This window comes from Flagellimonas onchidii, from assembly GCF_004804315.1.
GTDB classification, from domain to species: domain Bacteria; phylum Bacteroidota; class Bacteroidia; order Flavobacteriales; family Flavobacteriaceae; genus Flagellimonas; species Flagellimonas onchidii.
In genome coordinates, this window is record NZ_SRXX01000001.1 from 239,730 (window position 1) to 258,412 (window position 18,683).

Here is an 18,683-nt window from a genome sequence, read left to right on the forward strand (position 1 = left end):
ATGACAAATTTACAAAAATCAGGGATTGTCACAACGATCGAAAACGAGATCCATCGCATTGGCAGTGCCAACAAGTTCGCCAATAAATGCGGTGCATCCCCTGCCATTATCAGTCAGATGCGCAATGGGGAATGGGAACGTATAAGCAATGGTATGTGGCACAGGGTCGCCAGCAGATCGGGTCACGTGTTCTCCAACTGGCAGATTGCTGAAACTACCAATTACCGCTTGATGCAAAAGGTATTGAACGATGCCAAGGGGGAGTGTCTGTTCGTGCCGGTATCCTACAGGGCCGGTGCAGGGAAAACAGAGGGTCTAAAAGGCTGGATGAGATTTAACAACCGTGATTTCAACTATATGTTGAAGTGCCGCCAGTGGGCCGCGCGTGAGTTTATTGAAAACCTTATCCAAGAGCTGGGGCTGGAAATACCAAAGGGCTATATGAGCGTTGACAAGCTTGGTCAAGTTGCTATTGACCGCTTTATTGAGCTTAAAGAGCATATACCGTTACTGGCCCTGGACCAGGCGAACTCATTAAAGCCGTCGGCCCTTAAATTCCTGATCCACCTGTACAACGAGCTTGAGGATGAGATGTCCGTGGTGATTGTTGGTACCGAAAACCTTGAAACGGAGATCAAGCGGGGCGTTCGCTACAATAAGCACGGCTATGATGAGATAGACAGCCGTTTCGGACGTAATTACATCCATCTAATAGGCTCGACAAAAACGGATGTTGCCGCAATCTGCGAGGCCAATGGTATCACCGACAAAAAACTCCATAAGGACATCTTTGACGAGTGCGGGCCAAGGCCCAAAAAGGTCGGCGACCAGTTTATCCATGTCGTAGAGGACACTCGCCGTGTTAAGCGTATCATCAAAAGAGAGAAAATCAAACTTAAAAACAGTAATTATGAAGCGGTACAGGTACAACCCTGAAAAGAGGCAATTGGTCTTTCTAAGTGCCAAAGGGGGTCCGGTGTTCGGTCTCGCTGGCCCAATTGCCGAGAAAGTGCATCAAAGGATGCAACAATCCGAATTGAAAATTAATCCAAAAACACAATAAAATGACAATTGCACAGACATCAAAGGACAAATTGTGGCTTGACGAAAGTGGCCAGGCCGTTCCTTACAACAGGACCACAAAAGCAGAGCGCTTGATGGAACGCCAAAGCTATAGACTGCTCAAACAGGCCCAGGGCCTGAACAAGCGTTTGGCAGACTTTAAAAATGAAGTGGCCCAAGTGTGCCAGAAGGCCTATGATGCCTTTATGGCCGAGAAGGGCGTAAACCCTGAAAACCGAAAGGGCAATTTTACGTGGTACAACTTTAACCGTACGATCAAGATCGAGGTGAGCATCAACGAACGTATCGATTTCGATGACCTGACCGCTCAGGCCGCCAAAGAGAGATTTACGCAGTTTTTGGACACCAATATCGAGAGCAAGGACCAGTTCATCAAACAAATGGTACTGGATGCCTTTGAAACGTCAAGGGGCAAGCTGGATGCCCGTAAGGTTTTCGGACTTATCCGCTATAAGGCCAAAATCAAGAGCGCCCTGTTCCAAGAGGCCGTAAAGCTATTGGAGGAAAGCATCCGAAGGCCTGAAAGCCGTACCTACTTTAGGGTGTGGACAAAGGATGGGAATGGCAAGTACAACAATGTGGACCTTAATTTTTCAAGTATTTGACCATGGGAAGCATATTGGACAATCCATCAAGATTAAACAGCTATGTAGTTCGCACAGGGATGCGAATAGACCACGGTACCGATGCAAGTGCTTATTTGGTTTTTAAAAAGCTGGAGAGACGTGTAAAAAGGTATGTAAACAGCTTAAAAACACAATACGATCATACAAAGGTTGTTGCTGCGCCCAGTGCTTACAACATCACTAAAACCAAGTACAATCAAATCGTAAGGTATTTAGACAGCACACAGAATATGTGCCTGACAAAATTAGACGGTATCAGCAATATATCAAGGTTAGAGGATTATCTCAAAATTCAAGATACTAACAAAATGATATACAGCATTACAGGACGTAATATCACTATAAAAATCGATAATATTTTAAACTAAAAAAGATGCAAGAAAATATAAAACTTGATTTCAAATTAATCGAAAAAAAAGAGCTAAGAGATTTGTTTTTGGAGTTTGCTGCGGATGCTCAATATAAAGGTAAAAGAGCAAAAACCCACCATTCAAAAAGAAACCATAAAAGGACTGTTCAAATATTTGGAAGTGCAGCAACTTATATCACTGAATTAATGGAAAACAAAAACAGTAATTGATTATGAGGGTACTACACACCATCTGTACGATCCTGGGCTACTTGATCAAGGCACCATGGATGGCCCTGAAGTGCACGGTCTTCCTTGTTTTCCTTCCAACGGTGTTGCTCGTGGCCCTTGCGGCCCTGTTGTTGGGGCTTCCCCCTAAGAGAGTGTTGGGGCGGCTAAAATGGCATATCGCATATGAATACGGCCTATTGAGATCGTATTGAACCATTCCTCCCCCTGATCGTTGGCAGGCAGACCGGTTCGAGGCCGGAGAGGCAAACAAAAGACATTTTGAATGTGTTGGGGCTGAAGCTCCGTAGCAGAACGGTTTGGGGTTTTTGGTAATATTCCCCCATTAGAAGAGACTGTGGGATGCAGTGTTTATCCGTCAAAGCTGCACGTAACCTGAGCAGTATGGTCGTTACAGGTGTACACATTCGCATCAGCACGGTACAGTGATGTACCGTGCTATTCAAAAACATAGGGATATGGCAACACATAAAGGATTGATGACACTTTTTGGCAAGCTTGGATTTGACAGAAGGCAACGCTATGAGCTTATCTATGCTTGGACCGGGGGGCGTACAAAGTCCAGTACCGGACTTTTACCGATTGAAATCGATGAACTGTACACCATGCTACAAAACGATTTCAAATTTAGCAGCAATACAGATGCCCATATCGAGATATTATGTAAAAAAAAGCGCAGTATCGTGCTTTCCATTGCTACAAGAACAGGTATTCACGACCCCAATGACTGGAATAGGTTTAACCGCTTTATGAAAAACAGTAGCATCCTGAAAAAGCAGTTAAACCAGTATGAAATTGATGAGCTGGACAAGCTCATAAAACAGTTTAGGGCATTGGAAGATAATTACGGGAGATCAGCCAAAAAAGCAGGCACCAAAGCGTGGAGCCACAAGCATGGTCTACCCCGAATATCACATAACTAGCAAATGGCTTACAACAAAAAGAACTATTACAAACGCATCATTGAAATCCAGGAGCTTACCAAAGAGCTCCAGGAGATTGGCCTGAACAATACCAAGATCTACAATAAGCATGTAAAGGCTAGGTACCACATCTGTAAGCGCACATTTGACGAGTATTTGGGAGTGCCTGCAAAACGAGAGCTTAAAAGGCTCTTGGAGACTGAAAAGCAACAAACAAAACTATTCTAATGACAATAGAGGATAAATGCACACATCCAAATGCAGAAACAAGATGTACCGGAGGAGCTATTACCATTGAGGAACTAGTGGACCATTGCCCTGATTGTGGTGCAAAATGGAACTATAGATCGGAATGTTAGGCATGACCTGGAAAGAAAAATACAGCGAGAACAAAAAGCTGATCGCGTTATACGATAGCTATTTGGCAGTAGCGGAATTAACCTTTGACAGTAGGCTAAGGCCCATGACCGAAATAGGACGGTTGAGCCGGCAGAACAAATATATAGGGCAAATGCCGGTATCGGAATTTCATAAAGATGCCAACGATCATATGTTTAAAACCAACTGGATGTCATGAACCACGTTTTAAAGCTAAGAATAACATACGGGCAACTTGCAGCATTGAACCAGGTCTGGGGCTATCTGGACTTTTTGGACGAAACCGAACCGGAAAACCGGGCCATTATAAGCATGGCCCGAAAACTGGCCGAAAAGCTTGTGAAAAAGCAGGTCTCTATGCAGTTTGGAGAGCAAAAAAAGGATAAAAGGCATACCCTTTCATTTGAGTACTACCAGGCCTATTTTTTTGAAATGTTGCTGCGTAGGAGCCTAAATGTTTTTCCGGAAGGTTACGGGCAAACGGTAATACACAATATCGCAAACGAACTGCACAGGCAATTACGATAATGGAAGCACCAAGGACAATATATACGGTAAAAGGAAAGAACACGCCCATGCTCTGGGAGTTCCGCTACGACCTGGAAGGCTATTTGACGGACTTTAAAATACTGGAAGGACGTCTAAACGAAAGGCAGATAAAATGGCTTTTTACACCTATCAGATTTCCTTATAGGGAGGCTTCGATAAGATCATGGAAGGCAATAAAGAACTTTGAAATGACCATAGGAAGACCAGAGCTGACATTCGGGGTGTTCTGGAACACCTACAATTACAAAGTTAAAAAAGTGGTCGCCCAGAGAGCTTGGGAACGGTTAAGCCAGTCCGATAAAATGAACGCGATCGCTGGCATAAAAAAGTACGATGGTTTTCTGCAGCGAAAAGTAAGCCAGGCGAAAGCAAATCCTGCAACTTACCTAAACCAACGCTATTGGGAAGATAGTTACGGTAGCATTTAACAAATTACAATAAACAAAAAAATATAACGGCTATGACAACTAAAGCAGCTTTAAAAAAACAAAATCAAATTCGCTACAACCTATACCTAGAAATTAGAAAAGAAGGGTACAAGCTTAATACACGAAAGAGGACTATTTATGTGTTCTATAAAAATATTTATTTTACCAAAAACGTGTTAAGGCTTCGTAATGAGTTTGGATACTCGATACAAACAGAACTAGCAAAACCAATAAACCCGTAGTATAATTAACAAACACTTGAAATTATGAAAATATATGTAGCAAGTAGCTGGCGCAACGAGTACCAGCCCGAAGTCGTAAAACTATTAAAAGAGCTAGGACACGAAGTATACGACTTTAGAAGCCCGAGCGGGACCGACAAAGGATTCAGTTGGTCTGAAATAGACCCTAACTGGGAAGACTGGACATCGGAAGAATACAAAGAGGCCCTAAAACACCAACGGGCCGAACAAGGCTTTAACCTAGATTTTAACGCCATGAAATGGGCAGATGTTTGCGTTATGGTATTGCCTTGTGGCAGAAGCGCAAATACCGAGGCCGGCTGGATGAAAGGCGCAGGTAAAAAAGTTTACGTATACCAACCTGTTAAGCAAGAACCTGAATTGATGTACAAGATCTACGATGACATTATCAATTCAGTAGAAGAATTAACCTCTTTATTTTCTACACTGGAACAACTAAATTTTTGATTTGAAAATAAGGAAAAAACAACCTTACGGAAATCCGTAAGGTTGTTTTTTACATTTAAATACTATTTAACCGGCAATTAATCAAATTGGTGCTTAATACCTGGGTCCATATCGATATCCTCTCCAGTGGTATACTTAAATTTTTCCTTGTTCCTACCGATGTATTGCCCTGTGTAGGTCAGCAAATGCACGTTTACAATCGCATCATCTTTGACCATTTCCTCATCAATAAGCTCCAGTTTACCATTTACCTCGCTCTCCAGCTCGTCAATAAGCCCGTTTGTGACCTCGATAAAATCAAAATATTTTAAGGCATTGTCCATCGTTTTACTGATACTGGAGGTATCCTGTGGTTGCTCATAGCATACATGTAATGTAATCGTTACAGTTTTATCCTTAAGGTTTATCCGATACTCAAATAGTACTGCTGGCAATGGAAAAGTATCGAAAGCCTCCCAGTTTAGGTATTGGCCCCTGTACAGGTCAACAAATTTACATGCTGGCACCGATGCCTCTTGATAGGCAGTCTTAGCCTCCTTGGAGCTTAATCTTCCAACGATTCTTTTATAGAGTACTTTCATCTCAATGCGTTTTTCAATTCTTTTTCAATCATGCGTTCAATACGCCTGCTAAGTATGGCAGACTCACCGATAAACTGGCGTTTGGGCACTGTTAAATCCATTTTTCTCTTATGCGATTTTACGGTCGCCCGACCACCTTTGCGCCCTCGTGCAATACGCCTTTGATGCTCCCTGACCGTTACCGTTTTATTGATGGTACCGCCCTCATTGTGCAATTGTGCATAGGGCACGTCCGTACCGATCAGGATATGGTTATTTGTAACCTGTAGTTTCCTGATCGAACGCTTTAGCCTCCCTGTGCGCACCATCAGACTGCCCCTGCCCTTTCTGCCTGCCCGTCTTTTAGGCCAGGCCTCTCTCGAATTATCGACCCAGTTTTTGCGCACAAACCGCTCCTTGCTGAAATTGACGGCGACCACGGCCGCACGGTTGGGCAACCTACTGACCACATTGTTAACACGGTTCAACCTATTTATAAAATTATGGTTAGCCATTGCTCATCTCAATTGCCCTTACCATTCTAAGTCCTGTCTCGATAAACCACTGCTCAATCTCCTCCTTGCTCATTTTTGAGAGGGTCGTATTTTGCGTATTGATACCGCCTTTGTTAAGCGCATCAATATTGACCACAATACTGCGGGGCTGTGAGGCTTTCTCGGTTACACCGCTCAATTGACCGCCTGCGGTCTGTCCCAGTGATCCGCCGGTGGATGCTCCAGTCCCGGAGCCATCATCAGCCAAAAGTCCGTCACTTTTAGCATCGGTTTGCTTAGAGTCCGATTTTTTCCATTTGAGGCTGATGCCCTTGGACAGCTCAACGACCTGTTTAGCATTGTCAACGGTTTGCTTTTTAAAGGCATTGACCTGATCCTTGCGCCTCTTTTCCAAGGCTTCGAGCTGTTTGTCAGCCTCGGTGACAATTTCCTCCTTCATCTTGTCCTTGGCGGCACTAAAATTGCCCTGCCAAGCGAGTTTAACGGCCTCTTTTACCTTTTGTGCAAATCCGACTATATGCTGTCCGATGTTCTTAAATTTCAACCATAGCTTTTCAACGCCGTATTTAAACGAGTCCACGAAAAAGAAAAAGTTTGCTTTCATCTGTGACCAGACCACTTTGGCGATATTCTTAAAAGCTACCCACGATTTACCCCAGCCCTCTGTCTTTTTGACCACATAGATGATCGCTCCGACCAGTGCACCAATGGCTACGATAATTAATCCAATAGGGTTTGCTGTTAGAGCGGCATTTAAAAGCCATTGTACTCCAGTCCATAATTTGGTAAGTCCAACCGTTACCAAGGTCACCCCATTGATGAGTCCAAGCTTAATCAAGTGTGCTGACAATGCCCCTCCGATGGCATACATGGCAATTTTAAAAGCTTCAGCTCCAGCAGTACCACTGTCCAGCCATTTGATAAAGCCATTGTACGCATTGTAAGCTCCGACCAAGATGTTATTGATAAGATTTAAGCCCCTTGCTACCATAGGTAATATGAGCTGTCCCAGTTTAGACATTGCTGTATTAAATCTATTTTTCACAATATCTCCTAAAACTGTTACATCACCTTGAGCATTTTTAAGTGCTGCATCCAGATCATATTGTGAGGCATCAAAGGCAGTGAGTGTCTTATGGAAATCATCCGCACCGGTCTTTAGCTTTATAAATAAGTTTCTCAAACCTTCAGGCCCTCCAATTTTAGCGATCAGGGTATCTATTTGCTGAGGGGTCATCTTTTTAAACTTCCCTGACACCTCTGTCAGTACATCGCCCAAGTTCCTCATATTCCCATCAGCATCATAAAGGCTGATACCAATGGACTTCAACCCTTTGACCGTGTTTGCCTGGGTCAGTCCCTCAAAGGCGGATTTTGTCATCGTTGCGGCCGTGGCACTGTTTTTGGCTATCGAGGTAAAGGCTGCGAATATCTTGTTTGCCGTGTCCACGGACTGCCCGGCCCCTGATGCTGCGCCTGCGTATTCGGTCTGTACCTTTGCCAGTTCGTCAAAGGTGGTGATACCGACCTGTACCGTTTTGGCATTCGAGGTCAAAAAGGCATCAATATCCCGTACACCGAGTCCAAAGGCCTTCATTGCCTTGGTAGTGGCGTTCATACTGTCTCCCAATTGTGCACCAGTGGCAATACTGTAACGCCCTACCTTTTTAAAGATCGATACGGCATCACCACCATACACCCCTGTAGCGGATTGTAGGTCATAAAATGCCTTGGTGGAATCCTGCAGGTTGGTACCCACCTCGAAAGCGGCATCCCGTATGTTCTCCTTATAACGGCTTAACTGACCGGTACTCTTATCGAGGTTGAGCTGTTTGATCTGTAGAAACTCATGGTTGAACCGTTTGGCCTCTCCGTAGCCCTTTCCAAAGATGGTGGCCAAAGCCAGGGCACCGGCAGCGATCAAGGCATAAGGATTGCCAAGTAAGTCCACGGCCCTACCGAAAAGCGGTATTTCTGCTCGCATTGCCCTAAAGGCGTTCAACGTGGATAATTTGAGGTTTTTGATATTGCCCCTCATCTTATTGGACACCTTTTTAAACTTACGTTGGGTCTCTACCAGTTTTTTATTGAAGAGCCTGTTCTTCAGCTCCAGTAACAATGCCAGTTTTGATGTTGCACCCATATTTTTGTATATTTGTGGTCTAAACAGGTTTAATACAATCCTTTAATAGGCTTTAAATGGTCACTGAATGCGAAACATACCAGCCTTAATATCCTTTAGGGGGAATGTCTTAGACCTTTCGTTTTTTAATCAATAATCCTTTTCTTATATCCGCTTCTTTGGTTTTCATGGCGTACCATGTCAATACCTCCATATTATTGGCACCTATAGCGGTATCAATGATGATGGCCCGATCCTTATAGAATTTCAGGTATCGGGCCTGAAACGTCTTGTTTGTATTGCTGTGGGTATGTAGCCACATCTCATCAGGATTGCTCAATATTCCTTTTAGGTGCGGAAAAATACGGTGTCGTTGCTCGGATTTGTTCAGGTATTTTCCCTGTGTATGCTTGTCGAACACTCGCTTTTTAAGGATGATTTTACGCTTTAGGTAATCCGTAAAGCCCATAAATTCCTGCTTGCCCTGTTTGCCGTCCGCTCTAAAGAGTTCCCTTACATTGTCACCGGTAATGGTCTGATCGAGTTTGATAGCTTTTAAACGCTGTTTGAATGCCGTCCAGCTCTCCAGTTTATAAGTACTCTCAAAGTCCATGGTATTGAGCTTTTTATTCAGCCCTTTGATGTCGCTGTAAAACTGCTTTTTGGTAAACACCTGTTTTAAATCCCCACGGTTTACATCGAACTGTGATCCAGGGAACCTGTCACCGAGCAATCGCTTGGCCGTACTGCCACTACTTACCACAGTATTACCGTCACCTAAATGCTGTACCATCTCACAACGGCAATTGTACCCATTTGGCGGCCATAGGTCACGAGCATCGGTATCACTAAGATTGAACACCTTACCGTCCAATAGTTGATGCTCACTGCGTACCTTGCTGTCCCCTACGGTCTGATAGCGTACAAAGGAGGTCACCGTATCTTTTTCGCTCATAAACCTGAGATAGTTTGCCGAGTTTTGCCCAACGGATACAGAGAGGTTGTACTCCGTTTCCAAATATGTCCCGTTAAACTCCTTTGTGATTTTCTGTGCCTCTTTTTCAAAATCTGCAAAAGAGCGTATTTGCAATACCTCCCTATCGATCAATAGCTGTGACAGGGATGCCAGTCGTGCCTCTGTCTTGGAGGAGGCAAACTCAAAGAGGTTGAACTCCATCATTTGCATTGCCAAGTGGTCAGGAGCATTGTAGTCTATGGATACACGGCGGTCTCCCCATCCGTTAAAAAGCCCTTTGATAAATTCCAAGCTCTCCAGTGTGATGATTTTGACCGCCGATGGGATGGTGGGCCCATTGGCCCATAACTGGCTCAACAGCTCCTTATGATATTTCTGCATCAAGCTCTCAAAGTTGCTGCTTGTGGCATAAACATCATGTGTGTCACAGCAAGCCCCGACGGGATACCCAGGTAAATTTCCCCTTTTGATTTCCCCTATCAATGTTCGGTTTTCGATGGACTTAGGTAAAATCACCTGACTTTTTTTTTTACCGACAATGGGAATACTGAAGGTCTTGGATAGCCATTCCTCATCCACTTCATAATCGGTCATCACGCCTTTTGTAATTTTCCAGAACTTATCCAGTTCCAAGTTATGGGACTGGTTGAACTGAAAGCGGTCGCCGTCCCTCAGAAAGGAATAGCCCTGATTTCGGAGCAATGGTATCAAAAGATCATTGACCAGAAATACAACGGAGCGTTTATCTGAGACCGCAATCTTATCATCCAAATTGCGCTCGTGTACCTCGCTTTGACTTCGACTGCTACCATCATCGGTCAGCATGGTACCGCCCACGATGGCCTCACTGATTTCCCTATTGTTACGGGATGTGAATTTGTCAAAGGTCTGGAAAGCGTCCGTACGGTTGGCCTCTTTGAACTCCACTGAGGTGCCCTGTGGAAAAACACCTCTTGATGCCTGGGCCAATTGACTGAGCATATAGTCTATCTTATCCACGGTCTCAGTGTCATATTTATTGGTCGTGGCCGTGACCATGGGCAATCCAAAACGCTCACAGAACTCGGCCCATGATTGCATTACATTCCGTTTCCAAATCAGGTTGGGAACAATATTGTTGATCATCCCCAGCTCTTTGTCCCTACCTATCTGAATGATCCAATTTTCATAATACGGATCACTGTAGTCAATACCTTCATCTTTGGTCAAATCGGGCAGCACTAATTTTAAAGCCGGCAACACATTACGCTGGGGGATAACCCCATGCTTTATCCTTTTTCCTCCAAAACTTTGGAACTCCACGACCTTGGTACCTCTCAAATTGACACCAATGACCTCCTTTAGAAAATCGTAAAACCATTGTTGGCGAAATAAGTCCGTGGCCTCATCGTTCATCTTGCCGTCAGGGCCAATGATTTGAAACTCGGTATTGAGTGTCGCGTTTTCCCGGAGTTGTATCTGTGCCTGCAAATGACCGTCCGTCATTAGATCATCAACGAGATCGTGATAAAAATTAAGTCTTGGCCTTTCAGGGTGATCGGCCATTTTTAGGGCCAATCGCCATTTTTTGATGTCCTTACGGCTCATGTCCTTGAACTGCTCGATCATCTTACCGACAATCGCTTTAAATTCATCGATCTCCCTAGCTTTAAATCCAGTGGCCTTTGCCCGAACTCCATCAAGGTTTGTTTTTTGACCTCTGTTAAACGATATTTCCCTTCCCAATATCTTCATACTTAAAAATTGTCTTACGCTCTTAAAATTGAATTTAAACGGTATTTAAACACTCTTACCACCTGTTTTCCTCGTTGGGATATTCCGATGTTATCCTAAAATCATATAGATCATTTCCATTATTATCTGTTTTTTTTGGCAAATCCGCCATTGCTTTTCCACGGGATACATCTTTTAACCAGTTCAGCACATCTTGGTACCGGTCTGCCCGATGCTGTGGTATTTTGTTCGGGGCCAATGAGGTGTACAAATGGTACACGGCACAGTCAATAGTGACCATTACTATATGTGCATTGCGCCCATCAGGTTCCCCGTCTGCCCGTGGTTTGAAAATGGCATCGGTATTGTATCTCCCAAAGAGATAGTTTTTTATTTGACTTATCGCCATGTCCTCTGCCCGATACAGTTTAGCATCGGTATAATCCTCCAGTAAAATATCCTTTATCTCATCTCGGAGCAATGCGGAGTAATCCTGATCCGTTATAAATCGTCCCATAGTTAAAATCTGTTAGGGTTTCTGTTAATTTCCTCTTTTCGAGGCGTTATGATAGTCTCAAACTGCTCCACAAAAGTGACTGCATTGAGTTTTGATATGGCACCATGCTGTGCATCAGGGGAGTCATCAGGGGTACCGCTTCCTTTTTCAAAAGCCAAAAGATGCTCCAGGTACAGCATTGTATCAGGATCGTCCTTGAGAGCTTCATCGATAAAAATGCTTTTTCTATTATAGTGTCCCGTCATTGACTCGATCCTATCCGTCTTATCTGTTTTAGACCGTTTATCAGCCTCCACAGGAATATGATAACCTCGTTTATCTCCTTCAGCATCAAAATCATTCACAAACTCATCCATAGCGAAAAGCCCCTCGATGAAATATTTTATATTGTATTTACCGAGCTTCCAGTCCTCATACAAATTATAGAGCCATTCAGCACACAAGGCCCGTGAGGATTGCCTATTGAACACTTTTAGAATATGGTATTCCCTTTTGTGCTTTCCCATGAACATCATCGCTTTAAAATCCCCTTTGTCCTTGTATGATAAATCCCCATAGACCACAAGCCCGTCATATTGTCTGAATTGTAGACGTTTCTTATAAAGGATCATTTCATTTTTGAAAATGACCCCCTCAACAATATGCTTGTGCATGTATTCACGCATAAATGAACGGTAAGGGGTATTGCGATACTTTTTTTGCCAGTACTTTGCAGTTGTTTTTTCCGGCCAATTTGGTTCAAAGGTTTTTAAATTTTTAACGGCCGGAACGCTAATGATGAAATGCTCAATTTCATCACCGAACTCCTTGGCCTGTTTGATCAATTTTTTGAACTCTTTTTTGAGCTGGTTAATGATCGTATTGCGATGAAAGTTATTGTTTGCAACAATAAATCGCTGTCTTTCTCCTCCCTCGTCAAATGTTCCCCTTAAATCCTCCCATACCCATTCATAGGCCTCCCTACTAAGTTGGTCATTTTTACAACGCCTTTTAGTATCGGCATCATCGATCAATATATAGTCAGGTCGGTTTTCCTCCTCACTTTCTCCACGTGGGGACTGACCAATGCTCATAGCTTTGAATTTCACGCCATCTGTAGTGGTAAAATCCCCATTGGTCCAGTCCCCATATTTGAAACGCCTCCCATAATCATTTGTAAGACGTTGATTGTTTTGGAGCTGTGCCTGTATTTTCCCAATGAGCTTTTTTGATTTTGGATCGGTCTGGCCGATCAACAACATATAAAACAGGTCTTTTGTAAAATAGAGGAACAAAGGAATGCCCATACCCAAATGCACTGATTTTGCACCTGAACGATATATCTCTCCAAGTAGATTGATAATCTTATATTTTATGATAAGATTGGCCATACGCTTATGAAACCATGCACAGGGTTTTTTGGCATAGTTTGGGAAATAATACTCAAACCACTTTATATAATCCTTTTCAAGCTCCTTGATACGCTTGTGCTTCTCCTGTGGCGTTTCATTGATATTTACGGTTGTGGCCTGTCTAATTCTTTTACAATGCGCCTCATAGTCTTTAAGGTATTTCTCCAGCTTTTTGTCCATTACTCTAAAGAGGCCTTATATAGGATGAACTTTTTATGCCAGTCCAAAAACAATATTGCCGTCTCAGGTTCCTGCTCAGCCATCCAGTTATCAAATTCCTTAAATGCACTCAATACAATTTGAGTGGATACTTTCCCTGAAATTCCTTCCAGTACCTTACCTACTTTTGACAAAGCATCGGCATCGATCTCGGGTTTGTTGCCCTCGGCAATACTTTGTAGTTCCTTGGTCAAAATCTCTTTGATCTTATGGGGTGCGGACAACAACTCCGCTCTCCGGGTATCCCAGTCTTTTTCTCCCTTTCCCCCTTTACGCCATCTCCCTACTGTTTGCTCTGTGGTCTCCAACTCCATAGCAATTGCCTTGGCGGTCATACCATCATTAATGAACATCCTTTCGGCTAGAGTACGCTTTTTTTCATTTGTCAACTTTCCCATTGAAATATCACTTTACGAATGTAAAGTTCGTCTCCACATCCTTTGGAATTGCTGAATTTTGCAAGGCATTCAGAGGAATATGCAAGGTATTCCGAGAATGTTGTCACAGTCTATTTAAGTGCTGATTTTTGACCTATAAAACGCACGGATATGATTGTAAAAGTCGACCAGAACAACATCCATATATATGGGTATTTATACCATGGGGATGGCATTCGTTTTCTTGGCGAGTTCTCAAAAATTGACGGTACCTATCCTGAGATAGAGGTGTATCTGCACACCTATGGAGGTTCTGTATTTGACGGCAATATGATTTTTAATACCCTGACCACTGCTAAGTCTCAGGTCAATACCAATATCATAGGTGTAGGTGCCAGTATGGGAGCTATCTTATCTCAGGCTGGAAAGGTACGCAGACAGGTAAGCAATGGATTTATGATGATCCACGCTGCAACTGGAGGTACTTATGGAACTGCTAAAGATCATTTAAGCTCAGCCAATCTACTTACCGAAATCGAAAAGCAATTTATACAGCTATTGGTCTCCAAAACGGGATTAAAGGCCAAAGAGGTCAAAAAGTGGCTTGTTGGTGACAATTGGTTTTCTGCCGGGCAGGCAAAAAAAGAGGGCCTGATCGATGAGATCATAGACCCACTTGCCACCTTGGAAATAGACATAGATGACCCTGAGAGCATTGGCTCCGAGGAAGTATATAACCGCTTTGCCGCTAGTTTAAAAATAAAGGACTCAAAGCCAGTGGCAACACAAAACGAACCGAGTCAGGAACTAAAATCAAAAGATGTAAACATGAAAAAAGATGTAATTCGATCATTGGGGTTGCAGAATATCAACGGTCAGTCATCCGACACGGCTGTAATTTCTGCAATTGAAGAGCATATCAATGCTAAGGTCAATGATTACAAAACCAAGTACGAAAACGAGAGAACAGCACGTGAGAACTTGGAAACCGCCATCAACGCACAACGTGATGCCAAGATCAAGGCAATCCTTGACAAGGCCGAGAATGTTGACAAGACAATCACGGCAAAGCAACGTAAGGACATTTATGAGCCTATTGGGAAAAATACAGGTTTAGAAGCTTTAGAGGCTGTTTTGGGTGGCTTAAAACCCCATAAATCCATCACTGCACAGGTAGGTGGTAAACCGTCAACGGTAACCGCTCAAGATGGTTGGGACTGGGACAAGTACCAAAAGGAAAACCCTAAAGCATTGGAAGCTCTTAAAAAGGACGATCCTGATGCGTTTGCGGAACTGTTCAAAGCAAAATTTGGGGTTGACTATAAGGAATAGCCCACGGTTTTCCATTACGGCGGATTAGTCACCAAACCATACACCCAATACCCAAAGCAGTACAAAAAACAGGTATATAGTACCACTGAAACATTAAATAAGGATAATTAAAAAAAATAAAAGAAAATGGCAGGATTAAACCAGGAGATCTGGACGGATGTGCTTGTCCAAGATTTCAATGCTACCGAGGAAGCGAGCTTTTTAAAGGAAATCCCGGACGAGTCGAGACATGTTGCGGCCACCAAAGGGGAAAACGAAGTGATCCACTTGGTAGATGTGGGCGCTGACCCTGAGGTCATCGTAAACAATGTCACCTATCCTATTGGGTTTGCAACACAAGAGGATAAGGACATCCCTATCTCTTTGGACACTTATGTGACCAAAGCCACTAAAGTATCTCAGGAGGAAATTGAAAACGTATCGTACGACAAGATCCGTTTGGTGCAGCAAAAGCACAAGAACAAGATTATGGCCACCAAGCACAATAAAGCGGTACATGCTCTGGCATCCACTTCGGAGAAGGCGACCACACCGATATTGGCCACTACCGGCCCGGACGATGGTACAGGTAGAAAGAGACTAATTATGAAAGATGTTGTGACTCATAAGGTATCGTACGATAATCAAAAAATCCCATTACAAGGAAGAAACTTGGTGTTGTCATCTGAGCATTACAACGACCTGTTGATCGAGGCCTTGGAAGCTAAAAAGGCTACCGACCATTTGAGCTATGACGAGGCCGGGCTTTTAAAGACCCGCCTGTTCGGGTTTAAGACATGGTTGTACATCGATGTGCCGTACTTCAACTTGGCCACACTTACCAAAAAGGACTTTGGGGCCGTCGTGGAGGACGGGGACGTGCAAGGGTCCGTGTCCTTTTATGCCCCAGATATGTTCAGGGCCTCGGGACTTACCAAGAACTATGCGGATGAGCCGACGACCCAAAACCACGCTTGGCTGTACAACGTCCGTCACAACTACATCGTACTGCCAAGAAAAGAGAGGGCCGTGGGCGCAATCGTATCGGCCGATGTTTAACCTTTAATACTTACAATAATGAAAAAAGAAATTAAGGACAGGGCAAAAAGGATATTTGAGAACTCGGATACCGATTTGCTGTATGTCAACAAAAAAGGCAGCTTTTTCACATCTAAAAACCTTGCTCTGAACAGTGTCGATAAGGTTGAGGACATTGAGGAGATCAAAAGAGAAAGTGTGCTAAAGACCAATCCAAAAGGTTCAAACGGATCTAATGACGGCAAAGACGGTTTAACTCCGATGCAAAAAGCAAAATCAAGAGCTGAAGCCATTGCAAAAATGGACACAATAGAGGCGATTGAAAAGGCTTTGGAGGGTGAGACCGCCAATTCTGTAAAAAAGGCCGGAGCGGAGCGGATCAAAGCTCTAAAGGAGTTGGCATCAAAGGGTGGTGCCGGCAACAATGGGGACGGAACCGATGGAGCTGGTGATAATAATGGTAACAAAGCGTAATCATGGCAGACCTAACCGGAGTAAAAATCGTAAAAGGAAAAATTGGGGCCAATACCATTGCCACTGGTGATGGTATCTCAGGAATGGTCATCACCAGTCCAGCTCCGGGCAATCTAGCTTTAGGAACGGTCAAAGAGGTGTACAACCTTGTAGATGTTGAGTCTTTAGGGATTACTCCTGAATTTGATGCAAACAACGATGTAAATGTCTATCGTCATTTACGTGAGTTTTTCAGATTGGCCGGAGAGGGACAAAAACTATATATCTTATTGGTTGCCCAGGCAACAACAATGGTCGATATATGTGAGGACACCAATGAGCAGTATGCCAAAAGGCTACTTATTGAAGCTGATGGCGAGATCAGACAAATTGCAATCGCAGTAAACCCTACTGGTGCAACTACGCATTTGAACGGTATGCCTGACGATGTCTATAACAGCATTGTAAAAGCCCAAGGCTTGGCATTATGGGCATTTAACAGACACTTTCCGTGTCAGGTCCTTTTAGAGGCCTATGACTATGCTGGCCCGGCCAATGCAACGGCCGATCTCAGGGACCTACCCAATTTAAAGGCAACAAAGGTAAGCCTTGTCAATGGCCAGGACTGGGCGTATGCCGATGGGCTTACCGGGAATGCCCGGAAGTTGGCGGACGTAGGTACTGCATTAGGGACACTATCCAAAGCTAGGGTAAATCAAAACATCGGGGAAAACGAAAGTTTTGACCTGACCGATGCCATCCGTAGCGCATGGCTTATCCCAGGCCTTTCCTCTCATCAAAAAAATGTGGAAGTCCATGCAGACCTACAGACTTTGGAGAATAAGGGCTACATCTTTGGGATGACCTATCCCGGACTGGATGGCGTGAGATGGAACAATGACCATACCTGTACCGAGATCATCCTAGATGCTGAAGGGAATGTAAATGAGCATACCATCGCATACGGACGTACTTTGGACAAAGCGGTACGTTTGTTAAGAGCTGCGCTATTGCCAAAGGTAAAGACAACGCATCCGGTAAACCCAAAAACGGGCAAGCTCCCTATCGGGGTGATCAAGAACTTTGAGGGAATTGGGGACACCGCACTGGGCGGTATGGTATCCCGTAAAGAGATTTCAGATGGCAGGACCATCATTGACGCTGATAGTGATTTAATCATCGAAAAGATACTACGTGTAAAGTTCAGAATTGTGCCATATGGCTCGATCACTGAAATCGAGGGAACCGTTAACCTTAAAACCAATTTGTAAGATGGCAAACGTAATCAAAAATAAGAAAGCCTATGACAGTGGTGATGTGGATGTTTTTATCAATGGGGTGCCCATTGATATCATGGAGATCACTTACGATACCGAGCAGGAACACCAACTCAATCACACCTTAAAAAATGATGCGACATCATGGAGTCAAGGCAAAAAGACACATACTGCATCCGTGACATTGATGATGCACGATGCCGTGGCATTGGAGTACGCTGCCGGAGGCGACCTATTATCAATAAAGCCCTTTGATATCAATGTATCCTTCGTGAACGATTACAACGAGATCGTAAACGACACCATCACGGCCAAGTTTATGAAACAAGGACGTGAGGTGACCGGGGACATGGGACTGAACAAGCAATACGATCTATTCGTATTGGACATCAAGTATAACAATACAATAATCTAAAGTAATGGCAAAGTTGACAAAAGAGCAAAAAGAAGCATTCATCAAGAAATACGGAGAGACCAACCTAAGACGTGTAGAACTTCCTATGGACGACTTAAATACGAAGAGCCTTGAAGTGATCGTAAGAGTACCTGACAGGGCCACAATGAGCCAGTATATGAAATATGCGGATGTGAACCCTAAAAAGGCACAGGAAATCCTGATCAAACAATGCCTTTTGACAGATAAAGAGCAGGTGATGGATGATGATGCTTTGTTTATGACCGCTGTATCCCAAATTGCTGAATTGATACCGATTAGGGAGGGACGTATAAAAAAGTTCTGAGGGAGGATTGCTCAGGCCTCCATCACAGCGACGTAAAGGATGTGATTTTCAAAATTGATGCCTACATCAGCCATGTACTGCACATCGCTTTTCCTGAGCAACTCTCGGACACCGAATGGTCTGAGAAATGGGCGCAAGTCCAGTTTTTAGCGGAAAAGGGCATTTTAGGCAACTTGAAA

Annotated in this window: 25 protein-coding genes; 18 read left to right on the forward strand and 7 right to left on the reverse strand. The window is 43.7% G+C overall.

Annotation, left to right across the window (positions count from 1 at the left end; all coding sequences use genetic code 11):
- From E4661_RS00850 to E4661_RS00895, 12 genes are all read left to right on the forward strand, one after another.
- Complete coding sequence (locus tag E4661_RS00850; RefSeq protein ID WP_136464919.1) at positions 1–936, forward strand: ATP-binding protein; 936 nt, start codon at positions 1–3, stop codon at positions 934–936.
- Positions 911–1,063 carry a hypothetical protein gene (locus E4661_RS18975; protein ID WP_168796301.1) on the forward strand — a complete coding sequence of 51 codons (153 nt, stop codon included), beginning with the start codon at positions 911–913 and terminating at the stop codon, positions 1,061–1,063. The genes E4661_RS00850 and E4661_RS18975 overlap by 26 nt, the downstream gene beginning before the upstream one ends.
- A 1-nt stretch (position 1,064) precedes the next feature.
- Positions 1,065–1,688 (forward strand): DUF3164 family protein, encoded by a 624-nt coding sequence (locus E4661_RS00855; RefSeq protein WP_136464920.1) that lies wholly within the window; start codon positions 1,065–1,067, stop codon positions 1,686–1,688.
- A gap of 2 nt (positions 1,689–1,690) precedes the next feature.
- Positions 1,691–2,077: a hypothetical protein gene (locus tag E4661_RS00860; protein ID WP_136464921.1), complete on the forward strand. Its 387-nt coding sequence runs from the start codon at positions 1,691–1,693 to the stop codon at positions 2,075–2,077.
- A gap of 5 nt (positions 2,078–2,082) precedes the next feature.
- Entirely contained in the window at positions 2,083–2,289 is a 207-nt protein-coding gene (locus tag E4661_RS00865) for a hypothetical protein (protein WP_136464922.1), read from the forward strand.
- A 476-nt stretch (positions 2,290–2,765) separates the two neighbouring features.
- Positions 2,766–3,230, forward strand: coding sequence for a hypothetical protein (locus E4661_RS00870; protein ID WP_136464923.1), 465 nt, complete (start codon positions 2,766–2,768; stop codon positions 3,228–3,230).
- Between the two features lie 3 nt (positions 3,231–3,233).
- Positions 3,234–3,458 carry a hypothetical protein gene (locus E4661_RS00875; protein WP_136464924.1) on the forward strand — a complete coding sequence of 75 codons (225 nt, stop codon included), beginning with the start codon at positions 3,234–3,236 and terminating at the stop codon, positions 3,456–3,458.
- Entirely contained in the window at positions 3,458–3,589 is a 132-nt protein-coding gene (locus E4661_RS19535; protein ID WP_262709899.1) for a hypothetical protein, read from the forward strand. The genes E4661_RS00875 and E4661_RS19535 overlap by 1 nt, the downstream gene beginning before the upstream one ends.
- A gap of 2 nt (positions 3,590–3,591) precedes the next feature.
- Positions 3,592–3,807 carry a hypothetical protein gene (locus tag E4661_RS00880; RefSeq protein WP_136464925.1) on the forward strand — a complete coding sequence of 72 codons (216 nt, stop codon included), beginning with the start codon at positions 3,592–3,594 and terminating at the stop codon, positions 3,805–3,807.
- Positions 3,804–4,136, forward strand: coding sequence for a hypothetical protein (locus E4661_RS00885; RefSeq protein WP_136464926.1), 333 nt, complete (start codon positions 3,804–3,806; stop codon positions 4,134–4,136). The genes E4661_RS00880 and E4661_RS00885 overlap by 4 nt, the downstream gene beginning before the upstream one ends.
- Complete coding sequence (locus E4661_RS00890; protein ID WP_136464927.1) at positions 4,136–4,585, forward strand: hypothetical protein; 450 nt, start codon at positions 4,136–4,138, stop codon at positions 4,583–4,585. Before E4661_RS00885 ends, E4661_RS00890 begins: the two co-directional genes overlap by 1 nt.
- Positions 4,586–4,851: 266 nt before the next feature.
- Positions 4,852–5,295: a TIR domain-containing protein gene (locus E4661_RS00895; protein WP_205728909.1), complete on the forward strand. Its 444-nt coding sequence runs from the start codon at positions 4,852–4,854 to the stop codon at positions 5,293–5,295.
- A 77-nt stretch (positions 5,296–5,372) separates the two neighbouring features.
- Here the strand turns inward: E4661_RS00895 and E4661_RS00900 are convergent, their stop codons facing one another.
- From E4661_RS00900 to E4661_RS00930, 7 genes are all read right to left on the reverse strand, one after another.
- Complete coding sequence (locus tag E4661_RS00900) at positions 5,373–5,876, reverse strand: hypothetical protein (protein ID WP_136464929.1); 504 nt, start codon at positions 5,874–5,876, stop codon at positions 5,373–5,375.
- Positions 5,873–6,370, reverse strand: a complete 498-nt coding sequence (locus E4661_RS19540; protein ID WP_136464930.1) for a phage virion morphogenesis family protein — start codon at positions 6,368–6,370, stop codon at positions 5,873–5,875. Before E4661_RS19540 ends, E4661_RS00900 begins: the two co-directional genes overlap by 4 nt.
- Entirely contained in the window at positions 6,363–8,513 is a 2,151-nt protein-coding gene (locus E4661_RS00910; RefSeq protein ID WP_136464931.1) for a phage tail tape measure protein, read from the reverse strand. Before E4661_RS00910 ends, E4661_RS19540 begins: the two co-directional genes overlap by 8 nt.
- 109 nt (positions 8,514–8,622) lie before the next feature.
- Complete coding sequence (locus E4661_RS00915) at positions 8,623–11,202, reverse strand: phage portal protein family protein (RefSeq protein WP_136464932.1); 2,580 nt, start codon at positions 11,200–11,202, stop codon at positions 8,623–8,625.
- Between the two features lie 55 nt (positions 11,203–11,257).
- Entirely contained in the window at positions 11,258–11,698 is a 441-nt protein-coding gene (locus E4661_RS00920; protein WP_136464933.1) for a phage protein Gp36 family protein, read from the reverse strand.
- 2 nt (positions 11,699–11,700) lie between these two features.
- The gene (locus tag E4661_RS00925) at positions 11,701–13,269 is read right to left on the reverse strand and encodes a hypothetical protein (RefSeq protein ID WP_136464934.1); all 1,569 of its coding nucleotides are present in this window, start codon (positions 13,267–13,269) and stop codon (positions 11,701–11,703) included.
- Positions 13,269–13,706, reverse strand: a complete 438-nt coding sequence (locus E4661_RS00930; protein WP_136464935.1) for a DUF1804 family protein — start codon at positions 13,704–13,706, stop codon at positions 13,269–13,271. Before E4661_RS00930 ends, E4661_RS00925 begins: the two co-directional genes overlap by 1 nt.
- A gap of 150 nt (positions 13,707–13,856) precedes the next feature.
- On the opposite strand from E4661_RS00930, the gene E4661_RS00935 reads away from it, so the two are divergent.
- The 6 genes from E4661_RS00935 to E4661_RS00960 all read left to right on the forward strand — a co-directional run bounded on the left by E4661_RS00935 (position 13,857) and on the right by E4661_RS00960 (position 18,504).
- The gene (locus tag E4661_RS00935) at positions 13,857–15,017 is read left to right on the forward strand and encodes a Clp protease ClpP (protein ID WP_136464936.1); all 1,161 of its coding nucleotides are present in this window, start codon (positions 13,857–13,859) and stop codon (positions 15,015–15,017) included.
- A 126-nt stretch (positions 15,018–15,143) separates the two neighbouring features.
- Positions 15,144–16,055 carry a phage major capsid protein gene (locus E4661_RS00940; protein WP_136464937.1) on the forward strand — a complete coding sequence of 304 codons (912 nt, stop codon included), beginning with the start codon at positions 15,144–15,146 and terminating at the stop codon, positions 16,053–16,055.
- Positions 16,056–16,073: 18 nt separating this feature from the next.
- Positions 16,074–16,508 (forward strand): hypothetical protein, encoded by a 435-nt coding sequence (locus E4661_RS00945; protein WP_136464938.1) that lies wholly within the window; start codon positions 16,074–16,076, stop codon positions 16,506–16,508.
- Between the two features lie 2 nt (positions 16,509–16,510).
- Positions 16,511–17,758: a DUF2586 family protein gene (locus E4661_RS00950; RefSeq protein ID WP_136464939.1), complete on the forward strand. Its 1,248-nt coding sequence runs from the start codon at positions 16,511–16,513 to the stop codon at positions 17,756–17,758.
- Between the two features lies 1 nt (position 17,759).
- Entirely contained in the window at positions 17,760–18,179 is a 420-nt protein-coding gene (locus E4661_RS00955) for a hypothetical protein (RefSeq protein WP_136464940.1), read from the forward strand.
- Positions 18,180–18,183: 4 nt separating this feature from the next.
- A complete protein-coding gene (locus tag E4661_RS00960) occupies positions 18,184–18,504 on the forward strand; it encodes a hypothetical protein (RefSeq protein WP_136464941.1) in 321 nt (106 codons plus the stop codon).
- The last annotated feature ends 179 nt before the right edge of the window (positions 18,505–18,683 follow it).